18 protein-coding genes and 1 pseudogene are annotated in these 24,615 nt (G+C 71.1%); 12 read left to right on the forward strand and 7 right to left on the reverse strand.

Features of this window, described 5'->3' with window-relative positions; genetic code table 11:
* A pseudogene (locus L0P92_RS26185) lies at positions 1-267 on the reverse strand (hypothetical protein); the annotation flags it as partial.
* A 161-nt stretch (positions 268-428) separates the two neighbouring features.
* Positions 429-1,388, reverse strand: coding sequence for a LysR family transcriptional regulator (locus L0P92_RS26190; RefSeq protein ID WP_234765448.1), 960 nt, complete (start codon positions 1,386-1,388; stop codon positions 429-431).
* Between the two features lie 134 nt (positions 1,389-1,522).
* On the opposite strand from L0P92_RS26190, the gene L0P92_RS26195 reads away from it, so the two are divergent.
* On the forward strand, positions 1,523-2,968 hold the full coding sequence (locus tag L0P92_RS26195; RefSeq protein ID WP_234765449.1) for a glyceraldehyde-3-phosphate dehydrogenase: 1,446 nt from the start codon (positions 1,523-1,525) through the stop codon (positions 2,966-2,968).
* 100 nt (positions 2,969-3,068) lie between these two features.
* Here L0P92_RS26195 and L0P92_RS26200 read toward each other — a convergent pair whose 3' ends face one another.
* Together L0P92_RS26200 and L0P92_RS26205 are read right to left on the reverse strand one after the other, a co-directional pair.
* The gene (locus L0P92_RS26200; RefSeq protein ID WP_234765450.1) at positions 3,069-4,709 is read right to left on the reverse strand and encodes a thiamine pyrophosphate-binding protein; all 1,641 of its coding nucleotides are present in this window, start codon (positions 4,707-4,709) and stop codon (positions 3,069-3,071) included.
* Complete coding sequence (locus L0P92_RS26205; protein WP_234765451.1) at positions 4,706-5,497, reverse strand: cyclase family protein; 792 nt, start codon at positions 5,495-5,497, stop codon at positions 4,706-4,708. The genes L0P92_RS26200 and L0P92_RS26205 overlap by 4 nt, the downstream gene beginning before the upstream one ends.
* Positions 5,498-5,631: 134 nt before the next feature.
* Between L0P92_RS26205 and L0P92_RS26210 the strand changes: the two genes are divergently transcribed.
* From L0P92_RS26210 to L0P92_RS26230, 5 genes are all read left to right on the forward strand, one after another.
* Complete coding sequence (locus tag L0P92_RS26210; protein ID WP_234765452.1) at positions 5,632-6,741, forward strand: GDSL-type esterase/lipase family protein; 1,110 nt, start codon at positions 5,632-5,634, stop codon at positions 6,739-6,741.
* A 35-nt stretch (positions 6,742-6,776) separates the two neighbouring features.
* A complete protein-coding gene (locus L0P92_RS26215) occupies positions 6,777-8,408 on the forward strand; it encodes a cellulase family glycosylhydrolase (RefSeq protein ID WP_234765453.1) in 1,632 nt (543 codons plus the stop codon).
* Positions 8,409-8,586: 178 nt separating this feature from the next.
* Positions 8,587-9,630, forward strand: a complete 1,044-nt coding sequence (locus L0P92_RS26220; protein ID WP_234765454.1) for an ABC transporter substrate-binding protein — start codon at positions 8,587-8,589, stop codon at positions 9,628-9,630.
* A gap of 55 nt (positions 9,631-9,685) precedes the next feature.
* The gene (locus L0P92_RS26225; protein ID WP_234765455.1) at positions 9,686-10,690 is read left to right on the forward strand and encodes a FecCD family ABC transporter permease; all 1,005 of its coding nucleotides are present in this window, start codon (positions 9,686-9,688) and stop codon (positions 10,688-10,690) included.
* Positions 10,687-11,760, forward strand: coding sequence for a FecCD family ABC transporter permease (locus L0P92_RS26230; protein ID WP_234765456.1), 1,074 nt, complete (start codon positions 10,687-10,689; stop codon positions 11,758-11,760). The genes L0P92_RS26225 and L0P92_RS26230 overlap by 4 nt, the downstream gene beginning before the upstream one ends.
* 22 nt (positions 11,761-11,782) lie before the next feature.
* On the opposite strand, the gene L0P92_RS26235 is transcribed toward L0P92_RS26230, so the two are convergent.
* A complete protein-coding gene (locus L0P92_RS26235) occupies positions 11,783-12,181 on the reverse strand; it encodes an ACT domain-containing protein (RefSeq protein ID WP_234765457.1) in 399 nt (132 codons plus the stop codon).
* Positions 12,182-12,286: 105 nt separating this feature from the next.
* Here L0P92_RS26235 and L0P92_RS26240 point away from each other — a divergent pair, with 105 nt between their 5' ends.
* The 5 genes from L0P92_RS26240 to L0P92_RS26260 all read left to right on the forward strand — a co-directional run bounded on the left by L0P92_RS26240 (position 12,287) and on the right by L0P92_RS26260 (position 18,174).
* Positions 12,287-12,541: an EF-hand domain-containing protein gene (locus tag L0P92_RS26240; protein WP_217205986.1), complete on the forward strand. Its 255-nt coding sequence runs from the start codon at positions 12,287-12,289 to the stop codon at positions 12,539-12,541.
* 141 nt (positions 12,542-12,682) lie between these two features.
* Positions 12,683-14,041: an MFS transporter gene (locus L0P92_RS26245; protein WP_234765458.1), complete on the forward strand. Its 1,359-nt coding sequence runs from the start codon at positions 12,683-12,685 to the stop codon at positions 14,039-14,041.
* A complete protein-coding gene (locus tag L0P92_RS26250; protein ID WP_234765459.1) occupies positions 14,038-15,417 on the forward strand; it encodes an alpha/beta hydrolase family protein in 1,380 nt (459 codons plus the stop codon). The genes L0P92_RS26245 and L0P92_RS26250 overlap by 4 nt, the downstream gene beginning before the upstream one ends.
* A 52-nt stretch (positions 15,418-15,469) precedes the next feature.
* A complete protein-coding gene (locus tag L0P92_RS26255; protein ID WP_234765460.1) occupies positions 15,470-16,321 on the forward strand; it encodes a PaaX family transcriptional regulator in 852 nt (283 codons plus the stop codon).
* A 110-nt stretch (positions 16,322-16,431) separates the two neighbouring features.
* Complete coding sequence (locus L0P92_RS26260; RefSeq protein ID WP_234765461.1) at positions 16,432-18,174, forward strand: enoyl-CoA hydratase-related protein; 1,743 nt, start codon at positions 16,432-16,434, stop codon at positions 18,172-18,174.
* Positions 18,175-18,189: 15 nt separating this feature from the next.
* On the opposite strand, the gene L0P92_RS26265 is transcribed toward L0P92_RS26260, so the two are convergent.
* Together L0P92_RS26265 and L0P92_RS26270 are read right to left on the reverse strand one after the other, a co-directional pair.
* Positions 18,190-19,833 (reverse strand): sigma-70 family RNA polymerase sigma factor, encoded by a 1,644-nt coding sequence (locus L0P92_RS26265; RefSeq protein WP_234765462.1) that lies wholly within the window; start codon positions 19,831-19,833, stop codon positions 18,190-18,192.
* A gap of 217 nt (positions 19,834-20,050) precedes the next feature.
* Positions 20,051-23,251 (reverse strand): glycoside hydrolase, encoded by a 3,201-nt coding sequence (locus tag L0P92_RS26270; protein WP_234765463.1) that lies wholly within the window; start codon positions 23,249-23,251, stop codon positions 20,051-20,053.
* 287 nt (positions 23,252-23,538) lie between these two features.
* Here L0P92_RS26270 and L0P92_RS26275 point away from each other — a divergent pair, with 287 nt between their 5' ends.
* Positions 23,539-24,546, forward strand: a complete 1,008-nt coding sequence (locus tag L0P92_RS26275) for a pectate lyase family protein (protein WP_234765464.1) — start codon at positions 23,539-23,541, stop codon at positions 24,544-24,546.
* Positions 24,547-24,615: the final 69 nt, after the last annotated feature.

Here is a 24,615-nt window from a genome sequence, read left to right on the forward strand (position 1 = left end):
CCACCACCGTGAAATACCCGTCTTGCTGTTCGTCGGCCGCGTCCGATGTGTATACGAGCCCGGGGTGCGTGCCCGGTCCCGCACGGTGGTGTGTGCGGTGGAGCCGGTCGGGGGTGGGGGTGGTGTCCGCCGGTCGGTGGCTACGGGAGACGGGGCGGTCTCGGTCGCGGGTGCCGCGAGGGCGGGCGTCGACAGCAGGCCGGCGAGGGTGACGCCGGCGGCGAAGGCGGCGGCGAGGTGTCTGGGCAGCACGAAGCGGTAGCGCATCTGGTTTCCTCCACGGATGGATGCGCCTCGATACGGGTGCTGAGGCGTGTGTGGACTGTCTCAGCGCGCGAGCGCCTCAACAATGCCGTGTGACATAGCACATTGCGCCGCGCGGCCATAACGCCCCGGCCACCCGGCGCGCCTCGCGACCACGCCCCCGTCTACGCGCCGCTCACGTTCCAGGTACGGGCCGCCCACGTCCTCAAGTGCGGTGACTGGCCGACGAGTTCGCGGTACGCGGCGGTCGCGGACTGCGACAGGGCGTCGGCCGTCGCCTCGGTGACGGCATCACGCCGCCAGGCCAGCACATAGCGGCACCACAGCGGCGTCCCGATCAGCGGTTTGACGACGACCTGCGCGATGGGCCGGGTCGTCGCCTGGACGACGGCCACGCCGAGTCCTTCGGCGATCATTCGCTGCAACTCCTGCCGGTCGCCCAGGAATTCGTGGACGGCCGACGGGGTGAAGCCCGCCGCCGCGCAGGCCGTGTGGAAGACGCCGGGCCAGCCGGCGCCGTCGTCGGGGGTCAGGAACCAGGACTCCTCGGCCAGCTCCGCGAGGGCGATCTGGGCGCGGTGCGCGAGCGGGTGGCGGGCGGGCAGCGCAACGAAGTTCGGCTCGGTGACGATCCCGCGATGGGCCACCGCCTCCGAGTGCTCCAGCTCCCTGCCCGGATAGTCCGCGGCGATGGCCGCGTCCACCGAGCCCTCCTCCAGCAGCTCGACGATCCGCGAGGAGGCGTACACGCTGCTCACCGCGAGCGAGACGTCCGGCAGCCGGACCCGGAGGCCGGCCATCATGCCGACAAGCATCGGCGAGTTCGTGGCCGCCACCCGCAGGGTCCGCCGCTCCGCCGTCGGGCCGGGGGCCGCGCGGCGTCCGATCGCGGCGGCACGGGCCAGTACGTCACGGGCCTGGGCGACCACCTCGACGCCGTAGGACGTGGGCCGCACACCGGTCGGCCCGCGCTCGAACAGCGGCTCGCCGAAGTGCCCTTCGATGCGCCGGAGTTGGGTGCTCACGGCGGGCTGCGAGTACCCGAGGTCCGCCGCGGCCCGGCCCACGCTCCCCGCGTCGGCGACCGCACAGAGCACCCGCAGATGACGCAGCTCCAGCTCCATCGATCACTCCCCATCCGCATACCAGTCAAAGAACATCAAATCCGGGCGTCTCGCCCCTCCCGTGACCCCCCGGTGAAGGCCCGTCGCACCGCATGGTTAGCATATGAGCGCCACCTAGCTCGAAAGATAGGCCCGTGACTGTCAACGACGACTCGTTCACCAACTGGAAGATCCGCGAGGAGATCGCGGAGTCGATGATCCCGCTCATCGGGAAGCTGCACCGGGAGCGGGACGTCACCGTCCTCCTCCACAGCCGCTCCTTGGTGAACAAGTCGGTGGTCAGCATCCTGAAGACGCACCGGTTCGCCCGGCAGATCGCCGGCGAGGAGCTCTCGGTCACCGAGACGCTGCCCTTCCTCCAGGCGCTCACCGCGCTGGACCTCGGCCCGTCGCAGATCGACATCGGCATGCTGGCCGCGACGTACAAGAGCGACGACCGCGGGCTGTCCGTGGAGGCGTTCACCGCCGAGGCCGTCGCCGGGGCCACCGGCGCCAACAAGATCGAGGGCGGCGAGGGACGCGACGTCGTCCTCTACGGCTTCGGCCGCATCGGCCGTCTCGTGGCCCGGCTGCTGATCGAGAAGTCCGGGTCGGGCAACGGCCTGCGGCTGCGTGCCATCGTCGTGCGCGGCGGCGGCGACCAGGACATCGTCAAGCGCGCCTCGCTGCTGCGCCGTGACTCCATCCACGGCCAGTTCCAGGGCACGATCACCGTTGACGAGGCCAACAGCACGATCAACGCCAACGGCAACGCGATCAAGGTGATCTACGCCAACGACCCGTCCGAGGTCGACTACACGGCGTACGGCATCAAGAACGCCATCCTGATCGACAACACCGGCAAGTGGCGCGACCGCGAGGGCCTGTCCAAGCACCTGCGCCCCGGCATCGACAAGGTCGTGCTGACCGCGCCGGGCAAGGGTGACGTCCCGAACATCGTGCACGGCGTCAACCACGACACCGTCAAGCCGGACGAGCAGATCCTGTCCTGCGCGTCCTGCACCACGAACGCCATAGTCCCGCCGCTGAAGGCGATGGACGACGAGTACGGCGTCATGCGCGGCCACGTGGAGACCGTCCACTCGTTCACCAACGACCAGAACCTGCTGGACAACTACCACAAGTCCGAGCGCCGCGGCCGTAGCGCGCCGCTGAACATGGTCATCACCGAGACCGGCGCCGCCTCGGCCGTCGCCAAGGCGCTGCCGGACCTCAAGGCGAGGATCACCGGCAGCTCGATCCGCGTCCCGGTGCCGGACGTCTCGATCGCGATCCTCAACCTCCAGCTCGCGCGGGAGACCGACCGCCAGGAGGTCCTCGACTACCTGCGCGACGTGTCGCTGACCTCTCCGCTGCGCCGCCAGATCGACTTCATCACGGCGCCCGACGCGGTCTCCAGCGACTTCATCGGCTCGCGGCACGCCTCGATCGTGGACGCCGGCGCGCTGAAGGTGGAGGGCGACAACGCAATCCTCTACCTCTGGTACGACAACGAGTTCGGCTACTCCTGCCAGGTCATCCGCGTCGTCCAGCACGTCTCCGGGGTGGAGTACCCGACCTTCCCGGCACCGGCGGTCTGATCCCGCCCGGCCAACGCCGACCCGTCTACCGGCAATGCGGTGCCGACAGCCGGGTCGGCGTTCGGTCTTCTCCTCGCCTCAGTGGTCGTTTCTCCCCTCCTCAGTGGCCCCGGAACGCCTCCTCCAGCCACCAGGACCCGTGATCGGCGACGACCTTGGCGTCGACGAGCAACGGCGCGGTTCTCGGTCCGGCGACCCAGTCCGCCACGGCTTTCAGGTCCGCCTGCGTCCGCACGGTCACCGCCTCGAAGCCATGGCCCCGCCCCACGGCGGCGATGTCCGTGGGCGGGAAGCGCACCGTGTCGAGCGGGTGCCCGTCGGGACCGAAGTGGTGCACCTCGGCGCCGTACGCCTCGTCGTCGTACACGACGACCACCATGGGCAGCCCGAGCCGCCGTACGGTGTCCAGCTCCACGGCGCTCATCAGCGCGCCGCCGTCCCCGAGCGCCGCCACGGGCAGCCGGTCCGGCTGAGCCAGCGCCGCCCCGATCGTGGTCGCGAGCCCGAGCCCGATCGACTGGAACGCCTGCGTGAAGCAGAACCCCTTCTCGTCGGGCACCGACAGATACGCGCTCGGGTAGCCCATGAAGTTCCCGGAGTCGACGCCGACCACCCGTTCCGCGGGCAGGATGTCGTCGAGCGCGATGCTCAGGGTCCTCGGGTCGATCCGCTCCCGGGTGCTCGTGTCCTCGTACGGCACGTCCCGCAGCCGGACGCCGGCCGCGAGGGCGGCGCCGATCTGCGGTATCCGGTAGCCCTGCCCCGGTTCGCCGGCCGCCTCGAATACCCGGCGCGCGGTGAGCCGGACGTCGCCGGTGACACCGAGGTGCACCGGCCGGTGGAGGCCGGGTGCCGACGGGTCGTCGTCGACCTGTACGACGGTGGTGTCGGCGCCGATGAGTTGGCCGTGCCGCATGGTCCACATGTTGAGGGCGCAGCCCCAGCCGACGATCAGGTCCGCGCCCTGGATCAGTTCGCAGGCCAGGGGTGAGGCGAAGCCGCCGGAGATGCCCAGGGACCACGGGTTGCCGTGGAAGAGGCCGTGGGCGACGGCCGACGTGGCCAGCAGCGCTCCGTGCCGCTCGGCGAGTGCCTCCAGCACCTCGCGGCAGCCTGCCCCGCGCGCTCCCCGGCCGGCCACGAAGACGGGCCGCCGGGCCTGTCCGAGCAGCCGGGACAAGTCAGCCACCCGGTCCGCGTCCGGCTCGACCGCGACCCGTTGCGGCAGCGGTGCGGCGCGCGCCAGGGCGCCGTCGGGCACCTCCAGCGCCTGCACCGGCAGCGGGAGGTTGAGCAGCACGGTACGTCGCTCCCGCACCGCGAGACCGACCGCCACGCACGCCTGCTCGACCGCCTCCTCCGCCGACGTGACCCGCACCGGAACCGCGCCCACCGCATGGGCCAACGCCTCTTGGTCGACGTAGAAGTTGGACCTGGGCTCGGTCACCTCGGCCGCGAGAACGACGAGCGGTGTACGGCTCTTGGCCGCCTCCGTGATCCCGGTCATGGCGTTCGTCAGACCGGGCCCCTGGTGCACGCTCACCACCGCGACCGTGCCGCTGGTCCGGGCGTAGGCGTCGGCCATCGTCGCGGCGCCGCCCTCATGGCGTGCCGCGACGAACCGCGCGCCCGCCGCCACCAAGGCGTTGGTGACATGGAAGTTGCCCGATCCGACCACCCCGAAGACCTGGTCGACACCGGCCGCGCACAGCGCCCGGCCGACCGCTTCCGCGACCTTCATGAGCGGCCCCTCTCCACCAGCGCCAGCACCCGGGCGGGAGCCCCGGAGCCGGTGACGATCGGCAGAGGTCCGGCGATGACGACGGAGCCGGTCGGCGGCAGCACGGCGAGGTTCTGGAGCTGCGTCAGGCCGTACTTGTCACTGCCCATGAGGTAGGAGTGGCAGGGATAGGCGGGCTCGAAGGAGTGCGCGCGCCCCGCGTCCGTGCCCACCGTCTCGACGCCCAGGCCGATCACCGGCGCCTCCTCGGCCACCCAGCGGGCGCACTCCGCGGACAGGCCGGGGGTGTGCGGGCCGTTCTCGTCGGCGTTGAGGAACGCCTGCTGATCGTGCGAGCGGGCGTCCCAGCCGGTGCGCAGCAGCAGCCAACCGCCCTCGGGCAAGGGGTCGTTCTCCGCTTCCCACGCCTTGACGTGGTCGACCTCGACCAGGAAGTCGGGGTCCTTGGCCACCTCGGCGCTGAAGTCCAGCACCGCCGCCGGTGCGATCAGTCTCCCGGCCGGTACCGAGGCCACGTCGGTGAGGTCCTTGCCGGTGACCCAGTGGTTCGGGGCGTCGAAGTGGGTGCCGGTGTGCTCGCCGCTGCGGAAGTTGTTCCAGTACCAGGCGGGGCCACGGTCGTCGTACCGGCTGATCTCCTCCAGTTCGAAGACGGCGCTCTGCCCGAACCGGGGCGGGAGTTGGATCACCGGTGTCGACGACGACAGGGGCGAGGTGAGGTCGACGACTTCGACCGATCCACCTCTCAGGGCGGACACCAGCGCGGCAAGGACGGACGGCTCGGACATGGGCGCCTCCTCGAACGGACGGTGCTCGGACTGACAGCATCTCAGTCCTGCCTCCCCCCTCTTGACGCGTCAATGACAACAATGGCTTGATGTTTCATGGGAGCGCTCCCACCTGACTTCGGGAAGGGAACACCATGCGCGACACCCGCCGATCACGCTTACAACTCCTGCCGCTCTTCGGCCTGTTGGCCGCTCTACTCCTGTCCCTCGGAGTGACCTTCGCACCGCTGGCCGCGGCCGCCGCTCAGGCCGCGGAGCCTGTGCGCGTCATGCCGCTGGGTGACTCCATCACCGGCTCTCCGGGCTGCTGGCGGGCGGTGCTGTGGAACCGGCTGCAGAGCTCCGGATACACGGACATCGACTTTGTCGGCACCCTCGGCCCGCAGGGCTGCGGACAGCCGCACGACGGGGACAACGAGGGCCATGGCGGCGAGTTGGTCACCAACGTGGCCGACCAGAACCTGCTGCCGGCCCGGCTGGCGGCCACCTTGCCGGATATCGTTGTCATGCACTTCGGCACGAACGACGTGTGGAGCAGCATCGCCCCCGACCGCATCCTCGCCGCGTACACCAAGCTGGTGGAGCAGATGCGGGCCTCCAACCCGGACATGAGGATCCTGGTCGCACAGATCATCCCGATGAACCCGGGCAGTTGCACGGGCTGCGCGCAACGCGTCGTCGACTTCAACGCACGGATCCCCGAGTGGGCCCGGACGACGTCCACCAACCGCTCCCCGGTCACCGTGGTCGACCAGTGGACGGGCTTCGACACGGCCACCGACACGTACGACGGCGTGCATCCCAGCGCCTCGGGCGACGAGAAGATCGCCGCTCGGTGGTATCCGGCGCTGGCCGCGCTGCTCGACGCGGACCCGGGGGATCCCGGAGACCCCGGTGATCCGGGTGATCCGGGTGACCCGCCCGCCTGCACCGCGTCCTTCCGTGCCGTCTCCTCCTGGCATGGCGGCTACCAGGGCGAGGTGACGGTGACCAACGACTCCGCCTCGTCCGTCTCGGGCTGGACCACGACGGTCGTACCGGCGGACGGGGCCCGCCTCACCCAGGTCTGGAACGGCACCCTCGGCACGGCCGCCGACGGCACCGCGACCGTCACCAACGCGTCGTGGAACGGCACGTTGGCACCCGGCGCGAGCGCGAACTTCGGGTTCGTCGCCAGTACCCCGGCAACGGCCGGCGCTCCGTCGGCGACTGTCACTTGCACGGCGCGCGCCGCGTCATCCTGACGCACCGTCACCCCATCCCATCCTTCGGAGCCGCCATGAGATCCCGCACCAGCCTCGCCCCACGAGTGGCCGCGGTGACAGCCGCCGTCCTGGGCCTGCTCGTCTCCTTACTCTCCTTCGCCACGCCCGCGCAGGCGGCGGCCACCGGCCTGCACATCCAGAACGGCCGTCTGTTGGAGGCGTCCGGGAACGACTTCGTGATGCGGGGCGTCAACCACGCCCACACCTGGTACCCGGGCGAGACCCAGTCGCTGGCCGACGTCAAGGCGCTGGGCGCCAACACCGTCCGCGTGGTCCTCTCCGACGGCCACCGCTGGACCAGGAACAGCGCGCAGGACGTGGCCGCCGTCATCGCGCAGTGCAAGGCCAACCGGCTGATCTGTGTGCTGGAGGTGCACGACACCACCGGGTACGGGGAGGAGGCGGCGGCCGGGACGCTCGACCACGCGGCCGACTACTGGATCGGCCTGAAGGACGTGCTCGCCGGTGAAGAGGACTACGTCATCGTCAACATCGGCAACGAGCCCTGGGGCAACACCAATCCCGCCGGCTGGACCGAGCCCACGATCGCGGCGGTGAAGAAGCTGCGTGCCGCCGGGTTCACCCACACGATCATGGTGGACGCGCCCAACTGGGGCCAGGACTGGCAGGGCGTGATGCGCGCCAACGCCCGGTCCGTCTACGACGCCGACCCCACCGGCAACCTGATCTTCTCGATCCACATGTACAGCGTCTATGACACGGCGCAGGAGATCACGGACTATCTGAACGCCTTCGTCAACGCCGGACTGCCGCTTCTCATCGGTGAGTTCGGTGGTCCGCCGGACCAGTACGGCGACCCGGACGAGGACACCATGATGGCCGCCGCCCAGCAGCTCCGGCTCGGCTACCTGGCCTGGTCCTGGAGCGGCAACACCGACCCGATCCTCGACCTGTCGATCGGCTTCGACCCGACGCGGCTCAGCTCCTGGGGCCAGCGCGTCTTCCACGGCGCGAACGGCATCGCCGCCACGTCCGAGGAGGCCGACGTCTACTCCTCCTCCGGCGGCGACACCACTCCCCCGACCGCGCCCGGCACTCCGACCGCCTCCGCCGTGACCTCGTCGTCCGTCACCCTGAACTGGGCGGCCGCCACCGACGCGAACGGTGTCACCGGCTACGACGTGGTCCGCGTCGGCGGTGGGACCGAGACCGCGGCCACCACGACGACCGGCACCTCCGCCACCGTCACCGGCCTCGCCCCGGAGACGTCGTACTCCTTCGCCGTCTACGCGCGCGACGCCGCCGGCAACCGTTCGCAGCGCTCCGGCACGGTGGCCGTCACCACGGCGTCCGGTGGATCGTCGGCCTCGTGCGGGGTCGCCTACCGGGTGACGAACGAGTGGCCCGGCGGCTTCCAGGGCGAGGTCGTCATCCGTAACACCGGCAGCACGGCGATCAACGGCTGGACGCTGCGCTGGACCTTCCCGGACGGTCAGCGCGTCAGCAACCTGTGGGGCGGCACCGCGACGCAGAGCGGCGCCGAGGTGAGCGTCGCCTCCGCCTCGTACACGGCGACGATCGCCCCGGCGGGCTCGGTCACCCTGGGCTTCACGGCCACGAAGGGCGGCACGAACCCGAGCCCCGCGGCCTTCACGCTCAACGACTCGGCCTGCTCGTCGGCCTGACACATGCCCAGTACCTCCTCGGTGTCCTGGCAGGTCAGGGCGCCGAGGAGGTCGCAGGTGCGCACACAGGACCGTGACAGGAACCACACAGCCCCCGTGTACGAGGCGGGGAGAGGCTCTGGATAAGGTGAGGCTGGCCTAACGGCCGACCATCTGTGCACCACAAGGGAGCCCTGTCATGCTTCACCGGCGCCGCGGCACAGCCGCCGTCGCACTTGCCGTCGCCGCCGCACTGTCCCTCGCGGCCTGCGGCAGCTCCGACGACGGCGCGGACAACGCGGGTTCCGCTGCCGGAGCGGGTGGCAAGAAGGACGTGGCCAAGGGCGGCAAGGACTTCGCGTCCGCCGCGAAGAAGACCGCGGAGATGGGCACGGAAGCGGGGCCGGGCCAGTGGCCGCGCACCATCGAGCACGCCATGGGCGAGACGGTCCTGGAGTCCCAGCCCAAGCGTGTCGTGGTCCTGGACGTCGGCGAACTCGACAACGTCGTCTCGCTCGGCATCAAGCCGGTCGGCCTCGCCCCCACCGAGGGCTCGCCCGAACTGCCTTCCTATCTCAAGAAGGACGCCGGCGCCCCGAAGAACGTCGGCACCATCAACAACCTCAACCTGGAGGCCATCGCCGGCCTCAAGCCGGACCTGATCCTCGGCAGCCAGCTGCGCGCCGCGGACAAGTACGACGAGCTGTCGCAGATCGCGCCCACCGTCTTCTCCATCCGCCCGGGCTTCACATGGAAGGAGAACTACCTCCTCAACGCCGCGGCCCTGGACAAGACCGCCGAGGCGAAGGCGAAGCTCGCCGCGTACGACAAGAAGGTCGACGCACTCGACGCCGAGCTGGGTGCCGACAAGCCGACCGTGTCGATGGTGCGTTACCTGCCCGACGGGGTGATCCGGCTCTACGCGAACGCCTCGTTCATCGGCACCATCCTCAAGGACGCCGGCATCCCGCGCCCGAAGAACCAGGACATCGAGGACCTGGCCGCCGAGGTCAGCGCCGAGAACATCGACCAGGCCGACGCCGACTACATCTTCACCGGCGTGTACGGCGACGCGAAGGCCACCGACAAGTCCCGCGCGCAGGGCAACCCGCTGTGGAAGAACCTGAAGGCGGTCAAGGCCGGGCACGCCTACGACGTCCCGGACGAGACCTGGTACCTGGGTCTGGGTGTCACCGCGGCCGACGAGGTCCTCGGGGACCTGGAGAAGTACCTCGCCAAGTAGGCGCGCGTCGACAGGCGAGCATGAGAAGCACCAGAGGAACAGCAGAAGGAACCGCATGTCCCGTGCCACCCGGCGTCGTGTCGCCTGGACGCTCGCGGGCGTGCTCCTGCTGTTCCTCGCCGTCCTGCTGAGCCTCGCTCTCGGCAGTCGGCAGATCCCGCCGACCCAGGTGTTCGACGCCCTGCTGCACGGCGGCGCAGGTGACGACGCGCAGGTCGTGCGCGCGCTGCGGGTCCCCCGCACGGTCGTCGGCGTGCTGGTGGGGCTCGCTCTCGCGGTCGCCGGGGTGGTCATGCAGGGCATCACCCGCAACCCGATCGCCGAGCCCGGTGTCCTCGGTGTCAGCCAGGGCGCCTCGCTGGGCGTCGTCTGCGCCATCGCGTTCCTCGGGGTGCACTCGCCCGCCGGCTATGTCTGGTTCGCGTTCGCCGGGGCGGGGGTCGCCGCGGTGGCCGCCTACGCGGTGGCGGGCAGCGGACGTGGCGGTGCCTCGCCGGTGAAACTGGCGCTGGCCGGGGCCGCGATGAACGCGTTCATCGCCTCCGTGGTCTCCGCGATCGTCACGACCGACGCCCGCGCTCTGGACGAGTTCCGGTTCTGGGACGTCGGTTCGATCGCCGGCCGGGACGGTGAAGTCGTCGCACAGACCTGGCCGTTCGTGCTGGTGGGTCTGTTGCTGGTGGCCGTCATCGCACGGGGTCTGGATGCGTTGTCGCTCGGCGACGACGTGGCCAGGGGGCTCGGTCACCGGGTCGCGCTGCTGCGGGCCGTCGGCGCGCTCGCCGCGACCGTGCTGACCGGGGTCGCCGTCGCGGTGGCCGGTCCGATCGCGTTCACCGGGCTGGCCGTTCCGCATATCGCGCGGGCGCTGGTGGGTGCCGACCACCGGTGGGTGCTCGCCCTGTCCGCGCTGCTGGGTCCCGTGGTGATCCTGCTGGCGGACGTGCTCGGCCGGGTCGTCTTCGCGCCCTCGGAGGTGCCGGTGGCCGTGATGACCGCGTTGCTCGGCGTGCCGTTCCTGGTCGCGCTGGTACGGAGGAAGGCGACGGTGCCGGCATGACCCAGCCCCTGGAGCGAACCGTCCCCGCCCCACCGTCTCTTCGCCCGTCCGGCTACACCGCCCTGCGGGTGAAGAACGCCAGCTTCCTGCTGCATCGCCGGGCGTGTGCCGTAGCGGTCCTGCTGGCCGTCCTGCTCGCGGCGACGGTCGTCGTCTCCCTGTGCGTCGGCGAGTCGTACGTCTCCCCCACGGAGGTCGTGCGCGTGCTGCTCGGGCAGCCGAGCCCGGACGAACTGGTCGTCGGCACGCTGCGTCTGCCCAGGCTGGTGACGGGGCTGCTGGTCGGCGCCGCGTTCGGTGTCTCCGGTGCGCTGGTCCAGACCGTCGCCCGCAACTCCCTCGCCAGTCCGGACGTCATCGGCGTCACCCACGGGGCGGGCGCGGCGACGGTGACCGCGATGACCTTCGGGATCACGTCGTACAGCCTCCTGCCGTACGTCTCGGTCGTGGGCGGGCTCGCGGCCGCCGCGCTCGTCTACGTCTTCGCCTGGCGGGGCGGCTTGCACGCCACTCGTTTCGTCCTCGTCGGGATCGGTGTCTCGATCGCGCTCGGCTCGCTGACCCGGCTGTTCCTCACCAAGGGCGACTATCTGGTGGCCCAGCAGGCCAAGGTGTGGCTGACGGGTTCGCTCAACGGCCGCGGGTACGACCAGGCAGCGCCGCTCGCGCTGGTCCTCGCGGTCCTGGTCCCGGCGCTGCTGTGGGCGGCGCACGCGCAGCGCATGGTGTCCCTGGACGACAGCACGGCGACCGCGCTGGGGGTACGGCTCGGACCGGTGCGGCTCGGTCTGACCGCGCTCGGTGTGGTGCTGGCCTCGGTGGCCACGGGCGCCGCGGGCCCCGTCGACTTCGTGGCGCTGCTGGCCCCGCAGATCGCCCACCGGCTGACCCGCACCGCGCAGATCCCGCTGCTCTCCTCCGCCCTGACCGGCGCCGCGATCGTCGTCGTCGCGGACCTGCTGGCCCGTCGGCTGTTCTCCCCGGTCGAGCTGCCGGTGGGGGTCCTCACGGCGGCGGTCGGGGCTCCGTATCTGATGTGGCTGATCGCCCGCACACGCCTTCGCCGTTGACCGGCGCGCCCGGCCGGTCACCTCAGCCGGAGCGGCGGGCCAGGTCCTCCAGGGCCGCGACGGCCCGGTCGGCGTGCTCGTGCGGCACGAAGAGGTGGTCGTGGTGGTGGCCGGCCACGACGTTGCAGCTCAGGCCGGCGTCGGCGAGTTCCCGCGCGAACGCCGCGGTCAGGCCGACCGCGTGGAGCGCGGATCGGACGCGCAGGGTGATCCACCCGGCGACATAGTCGTACGCGAGCCCGGCCGCGTCGGCCTCCTCCTGCCGGATCACGAGGGTCAGGCCCTCCGGCTCGGCGACCGTGACGGCGGGGGTGACACCGGCCGGCACGGTCCCCTTGACCGTGGTGAACACATAGCGGCCCGGGTTCAGCTCCGGACGCATCCCGCTCAGCAATCTGTTCAGGTCACTCTCACCGGCCATGGGCCACACATTACGGCCGAGGGAACCCGAGGGCGCGTGGCGGCGTCCTCCCTGGTGACGGGGTGCGTCGGCTCGACCGCCGACGACGGGAACGAGGATGACACGATGAGTGACAAGGCCCGCAAGCTGTTCGAGGCGCTCGACCTCGACGAGAACGGGACCCTGACCCGCGCGGAAGTGATCATCGCGCTGCGGACGAAGGGGCCGTCACTGGCCGCGTCGGGGGACCTGCCGTTCTGGGGCCTGGGCGACGAGGACGCCTCCTCCGCGCTGTTCGACGCCGCCGACCAGAACGGTGACGAGGTGCTGACCCTGGAGGAGTTCGCGGCGGTGGTGGACCGCCGTTTCGGCTGGCGGTGACACCGGCCTGACGCCTACCGGGTAGACCAACCGCTTCAACCTTCTTCCCTTCAGCACGGTCTGATGTTGTGCACTTTCTTGACGGCAGTCACTTTGAAGCCTACCTTCGCGGTGTCCTTCCCCCGGTCAAGGGAGACCGCGATGCCCCCGTCCCCCGTCGCATCACCGTCACCGGCCAGCCCCGAAAGCACCCGGCAACTGCGCCGGGTCGCGCTCTCCGGGCTGCTCGGCACCGCCGTGGAGTTCTACGACTTCCTCGTCTACGGCACCGTCGCCGCCCTGGTCTTCGGCGAGCTGTTCTTCCCCGGCGCCGACCCGGCCGTCGGCACGATCGCCGCGTTCGGCACCTTCGCCGCCGGCTATGTCGCCCGCCCGCTCGGCGGCATCGTCTTCGGGCACTTCGGCGACCGGCTCGGCCGCAAGTCGATGCTGCTGCTCACCATGGGCCTGATGGGCAGCGCCAGCTTCCTGATCGGCCTGCTGCCCACGTACGACACGATCGGCGTCTGGGCGCCGGTCCTGCTGATCACGCTCCGCGTCCTCCAGGGCATCGCGATCGGCGGCGAGTGGGGCGGCGCCACGCTCATGGTCGTCGAGCACGCCGGGGAGCGGCGCCGCGGCCTGTGGTCGAGCTTCACACAGATGGGAGCACCGCTCGGCTCCCTGCTCTCCTCGCTGGTGGTGACCCTGGTGGTCGCCATGCCCCGCGACCAGTTCGCGGCCTGGGGCTGGCGGGTGCCGTTCCTGCTGAGCGTGGTGCTGCTCGGCGTCGGCCTCTTCGTCCGGCTGAAGGTCGTCGAGAGCCCGCTGTTCGCCGAGGTGAAGAAGGACCGTGCCGAGGCCCGGCTGCCCATCCTCGACGTACTGCGGCGTCCCCGGCCGCTGCTGCTCGCCTGCTGTGTCGGCATCGGCGCCTTCACCGCCCAGTCCCTGCTGACCAGTTACCTGATCGCGTACGCCACCGGCATCGGCTACGCCCGCCCGCAGGTGCTGACCGCGCTCACCGTCTCCGCCTGTGTCGCCCTGGTCGTGCTGCCCTGCGCCTCGGCGCTCTCCGACCGCGTCGGCCGCCGCCCGGTCGTCCTCGCCGGAGCCGTCACCTCGGCCGCGCTCGCCTTCCCCGTCCTCGCCCTGTTCGACTCCAAGTCACCCGGGCTGCTGATCCTCGCCGTCGTCCTCGGCCACGGCATCGCCCAGTCCGTGATGTACGGCCCGCTGGGCGCACTGCTCACCGAGATGTTCGGCACCCGGGTCCGCTACACCGGCGCCTCCCTCGGCTACCAGGGCGCCACCCTCATCGGCGCCGGCTTCTCCCCCATGATCGCCGGCAGCCTGGTGGCCGGCAGCGGCAACGGCACCCCCGTCGCCCTGCTGATCTGCGGAGGCTCCCTCATCACCGCGCTGACCGTCTGGTTCGTGCGCGAGACCAGCCGCACCTCCCTCTCCGGTTCCGCGACCGAACGCTCCGACGCCCCCCACACGGAGGAGATCACCGCATGACGAACGGCACCCGCACCGCCCTCGCCACAGCGCTGCTGCTCGCCGTCACCGCGATCCCCACCTCGGCCGTCGCCGCCCCCGAGGCCGCCCACATCGAAGGCCGACTCCCCTCGGGCGCGACGTACCTGATGGATGTGCCCGCCGACTGGAACGGCACCGTCCTGCTCTTCAGCCACGGCTACCGCCCCATGGGCGCCCCCAACCCCGCGCAGAACGCCCCGGACGACACCACCAAGGCGCTCCTGCTCGACCGCGGCTACGCGCTCATCGGCTCCTCCTACGCCTCGTCCGGCTGGGCGGTGACGGACGCGGTGCCGGACCAGCTCGCCACCCTCTCCGTCTTCAAGGACCGCTTCGGGACGGCCCGGCGCACCATCGCCTGGGGACAGTCCTACGGCGGACTCGTCACCACCGCCATCGCCGAGCGCGCCGCGCGGCGCATCGACGGCTCCCTCGCGATGTGCGGGCTCGTCCACGGCGGAGTCGCCAACTGGAACAACACGCTCGACCCGGTCTTCGCCGTCAGGACGCTCCTCGCGCCCGACACCGACGTCCCACTGACCGGGTTCGAGGACCAGGCGGAGGCCACCGCGGCGGCAGGCACCCTGACCGCCGCGGCCGACGCGGCGCAGAAGACGACCACGGGCCGGGCCCGGCTCGCCCTCGCCGCCGCCCTTCACAACATCCCGGTCTGGAACGACCCGAGCCAGACCCGCCCCGCCGCGACCGACTGGGAGGCCCAGCAGGCCAACCAGTTCCCGGCCCTCAGAGGCCTGATCCAACTGCCGGCGTTCAGTTGGCGGCAGGAGGCGGAGACCCGCGCCGGCGGCAACATGTCCTGGAACACCGGCGTCGACTACGCGAGGCTCCTCGGACAGTCCTCGGTCCGCAAGGAGGTCACCGAGCTCTACAAGAAGGCGGGCCTCTCCCTGGGCAAGGACCTGGCCACCCTCAACAAGGCCCCACGCATCAGCGCCGACGCGTCGGCGATGGCCTGGATGAGCCGTACGAGCGCCTTCACCGGCAAGCTGACCAAACCGCAGCTGGACATCCACACCACCGGCGACGCCCTGGTCCCCGTGCAGACGGAGAGCGCCCTGAAGCGGGCCGTCACCGCCGCCGGGTCGGCGCCGATGCTGCGGCAGGCGTACACCGACAACGCCGGGCACTGCACCTTCAGCCCCGCCGAACAGCTCTCCGCCCTGCACACCCTGGAGGACCGCCTCACCACCGGCAGGTGGACCGGCACCGACCCCGACTCTCTCAACTCCCGTGCGGCGAAGGCCGATCCGACGACACCCGCGCGCTACGTGCCGTACCGCCCCGCCCCGTATCCGCGCCCGTACGACCTTGCCCACCCCGCCGACGGCCGGTGAAGCCGTACGACCGCCCGCCGCGCCGTCGGCGGGCGGTCGTACGCTGTGCTCCGTGGAGGAAGACGACATCCTGGACGGTCAGGGCAGCTCAGAGGGGCCGCAGCAGCGCCCGCAGTCGCTCATGCTGACCTTCTTCGGCAATCACGTGCTGGACGAAGGCGACCTGTGCGTCTACTCGGGCAGCATCATCGACGTACTGGGCCGGGTGGGTGTCGGTGAGCAGGCGGTGCGCTCGACCCTCACCCGGATGGTCAACCGCGGTCTGCTGCGGCGCCAGCGCGAGGGCCGCAAGATGTTCTTCGGCCTGACCCCGCAGGCGACCCGCGTCCTGGAGGACGGCCGCGTCCGCATCTGGCAGCAGGGCGCGGTCAACGACGACTGGGACGGCTCCTGGACCCTGCTCGGGTTCTCCCTGCCCGACTCCTGGAAGCGCCAGCGCCACGACCTGCGCTCCCGGCTGACCTGGTCCGGGTTCGGGGCGCTGTTCAGCGGGCTGTGGATCGCGCCCGGGAAGGTCGACGTGGCCGCCGTGGTCGCGGAGCTGGGACTGGCCGACCACGTCAAGATCTTCCACGCCCAGGCGGACGACGCCACCGACATCGCGCAGATGATCCACGGCGCCTGGGACCTGGAGAGCATCGCCGCCCGTTACGTCACCTTCGACAAGCGGTGGACGGCCCAGCTGGACGCGGGGGCGGGCGACGACCCGATCGGGACCCGGCTGCGGCTGGTCAGCGAATGGCTGTGGACCATCCGCACGGACCCACGGCTCCCCGCCCGGCACCTTCCCCCCGACTGGCCGGCCCGCCCCGCCCAGGAGACGTTCCGCCGCGTCGCCGAACACACCGAACGGCCCGCACGGCTGATGGCGCGGGATCTGCTGGAGACGACGCAGTTGAGGTAGTGCGGCGGCGCCGACTGTCACCCGGTGGGCGGATGGTGCCCGACGACGGCCCGCGAAACGCCGCCCGTGGTCCTTCGCGGCCCTCCCCCGACCGGCGAACATGCCATGTCATGGACATCTTGCTCGTCGCCAGTGCGTTCAACAGCCTGTCCCAGCGGTTGTACGCCGAACTGTCGGACCTGGGACACCAGGTCGGCATCGTCCTCGCCTCGCACGGCCCCGACGCGGTCCGGACCGCCGTACGCAAGGGCCGGCCGGATCTGGTCGTCGCTCCGATGCTGAAGACGGCGTTGCCCGAGGACGTGTGGCGGGAGCACACCTGCCTGATCGTGCGTCCGGGGCCGCCCGGGGACCGCGGCCCGTCCTCCCTGGACCGGGCGATCACCGACGGGGTGCGGGACTGGGGTGTGACGGTGCTTCAGGCCGAGGCGGCGATGGACGCGGGCGACGTGTGGGCGGACGGGTCCTTCCCGGTGGCGCCGGTCGGCAAGGGCGATCTGTACCGGGGCGAGGTCTCCGACGCCGCCACGGCCGCCGTCCTGCTGGCCGTGCGGCGGTTCGCCGACGGATCGTTCAAGCCGAAGCCGCAGAGCGACCCGGCGATCGACGTGGTGTGGCGCGATGTCGTCCGCCAGGAGCAGCGCCGGATCGACTGGGGAAACGACGGCACGGCCACGGTGCTGCGCAAGCTCCGCGCCGCCGACTCGCAGCCGGGTGTCCTGGACGAGCTCTGCGGCCGGGAGGTGTTCCTGCACGGCGGGCATCCCGAGGACCAACTGCGCGGAGATCCCGGCGAGTTGCTCGCGACACGGTCCGGCGCGGTGTGCCGGGCGACCCGGGACGGCGCCGTGTGGATCCCGGAACTTCGGCCCCGTAGGAGCTCCGGCGACCCGGCCCCCTTCCGCCGCCCGGCCGCCTCCGTCCTCGCCGGGTTCCCGGCTCCGCCCGGCGTCCGCGGCATGCCGGGTTCGAGCGACCGCCCGCTCTGGCTGCCGGAGATCGCCGCCCCGCTCACCCTGCCCCCGGGCCGCACCACCTGGGCCGACATCCGCTACCGGCAGCACGGTGGCATCGGCTTCCTGACGTTCTCGTTCCCCGGCGGGGCGATGAGCACCAACCACTGCCGAAGGATGCTCGCCGCTTACCGGTACGCGCTCACCCGCCCCACCTCGGTGCTGGTGCTCGGCGGCGCCCGCGACTACTTCTCCAACGGCATCCATCTCAACGTCATCGAGGCGTCGAGCGATCCGGCGGGTGAGTCCTGGTCCAATCTCAACGCCATGAACGACCTGGTGGAGGCGGTGCTGCGCACCACCGACCGGCTGGTGGTCGCGGCCCTCGGCGGCAACGCGGCGGGCGGCGGCGTCATGCTGGCCCTGGCCGCGGACGAGGTCTGGTGCCGCACGGGCGCCGTCCTCAACGCGCACTACCGGCGCATGGGCCTGTACGGCTCGGAGTACTGGACCTACTCGCTGCCGCGCCGCGTGGGAGCCGAGACGGCGGACCGGCTGACGACCGAGGCGCTGCCGCTGAGCGCCGCGACCGCCCAGCGGATCGGGCTGGTGGACCGTCTGGTGCCGGTCCCGGCCCAGAGGTTCGCCGCCGAGGTCGAGCGACTGGCCGCCGAGGTGGCCGAAGACCCGCAGCTCACCCGCCGTATCACCGCCAAGGCCACGGCACGGCACGCGGACGAGCTCCAGCGGCCCCTCGCCGAATACCGACGGGACGAACTCTCCCGGATGCGCGCCGTCTTCTTCGACGCCCGATCCCCGTACCACGCGCTGCGGTCCGCCTTCGTCCGGAAGGTCCCGGACGGCTCCGCCGCGCCGTCGGCCACCGAGGGGACTCGATGAGCGGGCGCCCGCTCGTCACCGCTTGGCGCCGAAGTTCTGGGTCCACCAGGGGCCGCCGGAGCCCTTGTGGATGCCGACGCCGATGTCCTTGAACGAGCAGTTGAGGATGTTGGCGCGATGGCCGGGGCTGTTCATCCAGGACTCCATCACGGCTTCCGGCGTCTGCTGGCCCATGGCGATGTTCTCCCCGTACGTGGACCAGGTGTAGCCGGCGGCGGTGATGCGCTGCCCGGGGTCGGCGCCGTCCGGGTTGGTGTGGTCGAAGAAGTCGCGGGCGTCCATGTCCTCGGAGTGGGCCAGCGCGGACTTGTTGAGCAGCGGGTCCTCCGAGACCGGACCGCAGCCGGCGGCCGAGCGCTCCTTGTTCACCAGGGCGACGACCTGTGCGACCTCGCCCGCGGGGGCCGCCTGAGTCTGGGGCGTAGTGGACGCGGTCCTGGTCGGCCGCGGGGTCGGCCGGGGCGTCGGGGTGCTCTTCTTCGCCGGGCGCGGGGACTTGGAGGGCGTGGCCTTCTTCGAGGGCGAGGCGGACGGCGACGGGGACTTCGAGGCCGAGGGAGAGGTATCGATGGGCTCGGGTTCCGACATGTCCAAGGCGGGCGCGCCGGCGGTCCTTGAGGCGGCGGCCTCCTCCGTGCTGCCGGTCCCGGGCTCCGTGTCGAAGTACCAGAGGCCGCCGCCCGCAACGCAGGCCGCGACCACGGCACCGCCGACGGCTCGGCGGCGGATACGCCGGCGGCGGCGGGCCTCGGTGCGGGAGGTCGTACGGCCGGGTCCGCCGCGGTGTCCGGAACCGGGGCCCGATCCGCCAGGGCCCGCGGCCGAGGGCAGCCGGGACGCGGAGCCGGCCAGGGCCATCCCGCCGGAGGCGGACAGCACGCCGTCCAGCAGGGCGGGCGTCGCGGCGACCAGCGCCAGCCCGGCCAGCAGCCCCTCGGCAGGCATCAACCCGCTCCACAATCCGGAGCAATGCCCGCAACCACGGGCATGCCGGGCTATTCGCTTGCGCCACAGCGCCGAGGGCCGGCCGTCCCAGGAGGCGAGCGCGCCCTGGAGTTCCGGGCAGCGCGGGCGCGCGTCGAGTGCGCGTACCACCACGCGGGCCGCCTCCAGCTGTGCCTTCATCCGCTGCACCCGGACCGCGGTGTGCTGCGGCGACAGCTCCAGCGCCGCCGCCACCTCGGGCCGGGTCAGCTCACCGGCGCACTCCAGCCACCAGAGCGACAACAGGCCCCGGTCGTCCGGCTCCAGCCAGCGCGTCGCGCGAGCGGTCTCCTGTCGCTGGCCGGACAGTTGGAGCTGCATCAGGGTCAGGTCCACGAAGTCGGCGCCGGGGTCGGCGAGGTCCTCGGCCTCCTCGACCGCGCCGGGAGCGGACTGCCGGTCGTGCCAGTGGGCCCGGACCTGGTTCATCGCGATGGCCACGAGCCAGGAGCGGAAGTTCTCGGGGGAACGCAGGCCGCCCAGCGCGTCGAGGGCCCGGAGCATGGTGTCCTGCACGACGTCGTCGACGTCGACCGAGCCGTTCAGGGCCCGTCCCACGATGTTGTAGACCAGCGGGAGATAGGCGCTGACCAGGGCGTCCTGAGCCTCCGGATCGCCGCTGCGGGCAGCGGTCACCAGTGCCGCCGACTCACTCGTGCGCTCTGTGCCACTCATCAAAACTTCCCTGTCCTCGACGCCGAACGATGCTGTCCGATACCTGGGAGATCGATCGGTGGGCTCGGGATAACAGTTCTTCGGACGCATGTTCCAGGAGAGACTCATGGGGCCCGTCGAGTGGCGCAATGGGGAAAGTCACATCGAGGGGGACGGACCGCTGCCGAGCGGCGATCGGGACGAACTCCCGGCACCGATACGTCCCCCTCGCCCTACTTCACCGACTTATGTCAGGGGAGTTGGGCTGATCTGCAAGCACAATCCGATATGTCCGGGACTGTGACCCGTCCTCACTTGTCACGGTGACGACGGCCGACGCCTCGCCGGACTCGTCGCGACGGTCGACGGCGACGGTCGCGTACGGATCGCGTGCCGTCGCCGTGACCCGGCTGCGGCTCGGGTTGTCGGTGACGACGCGGTAGGTGGTCGTGTCCGGGTCGAAGGACGGGATCGGCTTCCCGGAGACCTCGATGGACCGGGCGGCGGCGTCCGAGGAGACGCCGGGGGTTCTGGCGTAGACCTCGATCTCGCTCATGGTGAGGTAGCCGCCCTGGCGCGCGGTCATGACGACACGCACCTCGGTCGCCGGTGCCGCCTTCAACGGCACGTCGACCACCGGTGTGCCCTCCGTCCCGACCGCCACGGGGTCGCTCGCGTCGACCCAGGCGCCGGTACCGGCCTCCCGCACCTGCGCCTTCAGGCTCTCGGCGAAGGAGGCGCTGCTCCCGTCACGGTAGAAGTGCGCGACGACGCGGCTCAGGTCGCGTGCCTTCGGCAGGGTGAAGGTGACCGTGTCGGAGGGGTTCTTGGTGTTCCCCGGTTTCCAGTTGGACCAGGCCTTCTCGGTCAGGTCGCCGTTGCGCAGGCGCTCCGCCGAGTACCCGCTCTCGGTGAAGGTGGCGGCGACCGAGACATCGGCGTCCGTCGCGATGTTGGTCTGCGCCGGTTCCGTGACCTGTACGCGGACGGTCGCGTCGACGGTGTCGCCGCCGACGATCCGGGCGACGCCGCGCAGGGTCACGACGCCGGCCGCGTCGTACGCCCCCTCGGGAGCCGGGTCCCAGGTCACCGGGAGGTCGGCCCGGCCGCCGTTCCGGCCGATGCCGACGACTGTGGCCGGAAGGTCGGGCGTGCCGCCCACGTAGGTCTTGGCGCGGCCCGGAAGGGTCGAGGCGATGGTGTCGACGGTGACGACCGCCTGCGCGGGGATCCTCCGCCCGAGCGGGTCGGTCGCCTCACCCCTGACCCGAACCGTCCCGGGGTCGCGCCACTTCCGGTCGGGCGGGAGGTTCCACACGACGGGCAGGGCACCTCGCGCGCCGTCCCGGAACACCGGCGTCACCGTCGTCGGGAGCTCGGGCCGCGGGCCGGGGACGGTGAACGCCTCGGCCGGTTCGGTGCGCAGCACGGTCTCGTCGGTCACCGTCCAGCGCTGGTTGGCGGCCGAGGTCGGGGTGTACGTCGACACCTTGGCGCCGTCCGCAGTCGACTGTCCGGTGACGTCGACCAGGCGGCCGGTGGCGGCGTTGACGAACGTCCATGTGCCGTCGCCGGTCGTGGACATGATCCACTGCGCGGCCTCGGCGACCTTGCGGCCGTCGCCGGACGGTTCCTCCAGGACGGCCTGGTTGTCGCGTACGGCGAGCTGCTTGCCGGTCTTGGTATGAGTGAGGGCGTAGCGCTCGCGGTTGTCGGTGCCCCGCGTCAACTTCCGCACCGACCAGAGCTGTTGGGCACTGGCGGAGTCGGTCGTACGGATCACGACGCCGCTGCCGTCGTCCGACGGCGTCAACGACTTGCCGCTCTGGGCGCCCTGGAGCCGGTAGACGTGTCCGGGCTGTACGAGGGCCGCGTCGCGAGCCACGCCGCCGACGCCGTCGACCAGGAAGGTGGTGACCGACTTGGCGGGGACGGTGAGCGTGGCGGACCGGTCGGTGACCCGGACCGGCGTGCCGCGCACCAGGGCGCCGTCGCCGCTGGTGACGACGGGAGTGACGGTGGCCCGCGCGGCGATCTTGCCGAAGCGGGAGAGGTCGAGGGTCACCGAGCGTGCGGTGGTGCCGCCGTTGACGTGGACCACGGTCGCCGCACGGCCGTTCTGCCGCACCGCGGCGACGCTGGACGGGTCGTCGGCCTTCACGAAGTGGTCGCCGGGGCGGATGTAGTGGGTGAAGTTGCGGATGGTGTGGAACTTGGAGTTGGTGCGGATCGGGCAGCTCTCCAGGGTGTCCTCGGCCGTGCAGTTGAACGGCACGTGGATGCTGCCCCAGTTCTTGCCGGCCGCGGCCTGCGGGATGGCGTCCTCGATCGGCTGCCAGAACACCCAGGCCGACGGCTCCAGTTCACGCATGTCGTCGACCATCCGGGTGGCGATGCCGAGTCCCGGTTCCATGCTGGTGAAGTCGGTGCCGGTGCCCCAGGTGCCCTCGACCTCGCTCATCCACAGCTTCTTGTCGGCGCCCTTGGCGATGTCCCGGGCGCTGGTGCGCTGGCCGGTGCCGTAGGTGTGCACGTTGAGCTGCTCGACGGCGGCTCGCGCGGGGGTGCCGTAGGCGTTCCAGTTCTGGGTGAAGATGCCGGGGTTGGTCTCGTCCATCGCGGAGATCGCGGCGTCGGTGCGTGCCCCCTTCAGCGCCTTCTCGAGCGCGAGGATCACCTTCTGCTGGAGTTCGGGGCCCGCGTGCGCGCCCTCCTGTCGTCCGCCCGTGGGCTGGCCGTCCGCGCCGATCTGGGTGCCCCAGTACGGCGTGTTGGGCTCGTTGAGCGGGTCGATGGTGTCGAACTCGATGCCGTGCGCCTGCTCGATGCGCTCGGTCACCCGGGTGAGGTAGGTGGCGAAGTCGTCGACGCGGTCGGCGCGGATCTGGTCCGTGCTCGCGTCGAAGCCGCCGGAGACGTAGCCGCTGACGGTCTGGAACCAGGGCGGCGAGTTGCTGAACGCCTCCCAGCGGTCGACCTCGCTCTTGACCTGGTCCACCCACCAGCGCTGCCCGGAGTCGGCGTCCCAGTTCCAGTGGTCCGGGTCGTTGGGGTCCCACCAGTCCATGTCCTCCCGGGTGGTGCCCTCGGGCGCCTTCCAGAAGCCGTCCATGGTGGCGCCCGGCTTCATGTAGTCCTTGCGGACGTCGGGGGCGTTGCCGCCGCCGATGTTGTAGCGGGCGATGTTGAGGCGGAGGCCGTCCGCGCCGAACAGCATGTCGACGAGCCGTCTTCGGATGGGGTCCGGATAGTTGCCGGTGGCGTTGGCGAACCAGACGAGGCTCGTGCCCCACCCCTCGAACTCCTGTTGCTGGTAGGAGGGGTCGATCCGGACGGTGACCGCGCTCCGCGGGGACGGCTCCGCCGCGCCCGCAGCGGGCGCGGCCATGAGACTCGCGCCGAGCGCCAGGGGGACCGTCGGCGCCAGGGCCCGGATCATGCGATGCCGATGAGGCACGGCACTCCCTTCCACAACACAGAGCTGAACAGAACCGAACAGAAAGAATCGCGCTCAGGGAATGCTGGGGGACGGTAATGAACTCGTCAAGATGTCGGGCGAGTTGGGCCCGCACATGGGATTTGTCGACTTCATTGACATGCTCAAGGCATCTGATTAACCTCCGGGAGACTCGGGAAAGCGCTTTCTCCGATGTGCTCCGGCCGGGCGCCGGTGCCCCGTTCCCGCACGACCGAACAAGATCCGTCCCTCGCCCCGGGAGGAACCGCATGAGGTCGTCGTCCCGCTCCCCACGCTGGGTTCCCGCTGTCGCGCTCGCCCTTGTGCTCGGCGCGGTCACGACGCCGGCCGGCACCGCCGCCGAGGAGAGACCGGCGTCGCGGGCCGAGACGTCCCCCACCGGCTTCGCCGCCGTCGACGCGCTCGGCCAGAACGGCACCACGGGCGGAGCGGGCGGTCCGACGGTGACCGCGACCACCACCGAGCAGTTCCTGGAGTACATCGACACCACGGGCCCGCTGGTCATCCGGGTGCAGGGCACCATCGACATCACCAGCAAGCAGGGTGTGCGCCCGGACAAGACGATCGTCGGAGTCGGTGCCTCGGCCGTCATCAACGGCGGTGGCCTGGACTTCTACCGCTCCCACAACGTCATCGTGCGCAACATCAGGTTCACGGGTGCCGAGGACGACGCCGTCAACGTCGGCCAGGAGTCGCACCACATCTGGATCGACCACAACGAGTTCGTCGCCCCGGTCGACGGGGCGGTCGACATCGTCCGCGGCTCCCAGTACGTCACCGTGTCGTGGAACTGGTTCAACAGGACCGACAAGAGCATGCTGCTCGGCCACTCCGACGCGGGCGGCGGCCAGGACACCGGCAAGTTGAAGGTCTCCATCCACCACAACTTCTTCGACGGCTCCAACCAGCGCCATCCGCGTGTGCGGTTCGGCGAGCCGGTGCACGTCTACAACAACTACTACAAGGGCAACGCCGTCTACGGCGTCGCGTCGACCATGAACGCCGGCGTCGTCGTCGAGGGCAACTACTTCGAGAGCGTCCCCCACCCCTGCTACTCGGCCGGCGGCTACGACGAGTCGGGACCGGGCCGGCTGGTCCAGCGCGGCAACGTCTTCACCGGTGCCGGTACGGGTGCCTGCGAGACCAACGGCACCGTGACCGAGCCGCGCACGTACTACGCGTACACGCTGGATCCCACGACCGACGTGCCCTCCCTCGTACGGGCCGGGGCCGGAGTCGGGAAGATCGGCGCCTGAACTTCCGTCGCCCCCGAAGAAGCGGCACGAACTGCTGCGCGACGGGACACCCCCACACCCCCCACATCC

Source organism: Streptomyces muensis, assembly GCF_021474425.1.
Classification (GTDB): Bacteria; Actinomycetota; Actinomycetes; order Streptomycetales; family Streptomycetaceae; genus Streptomyces; species Streptomyces muensis.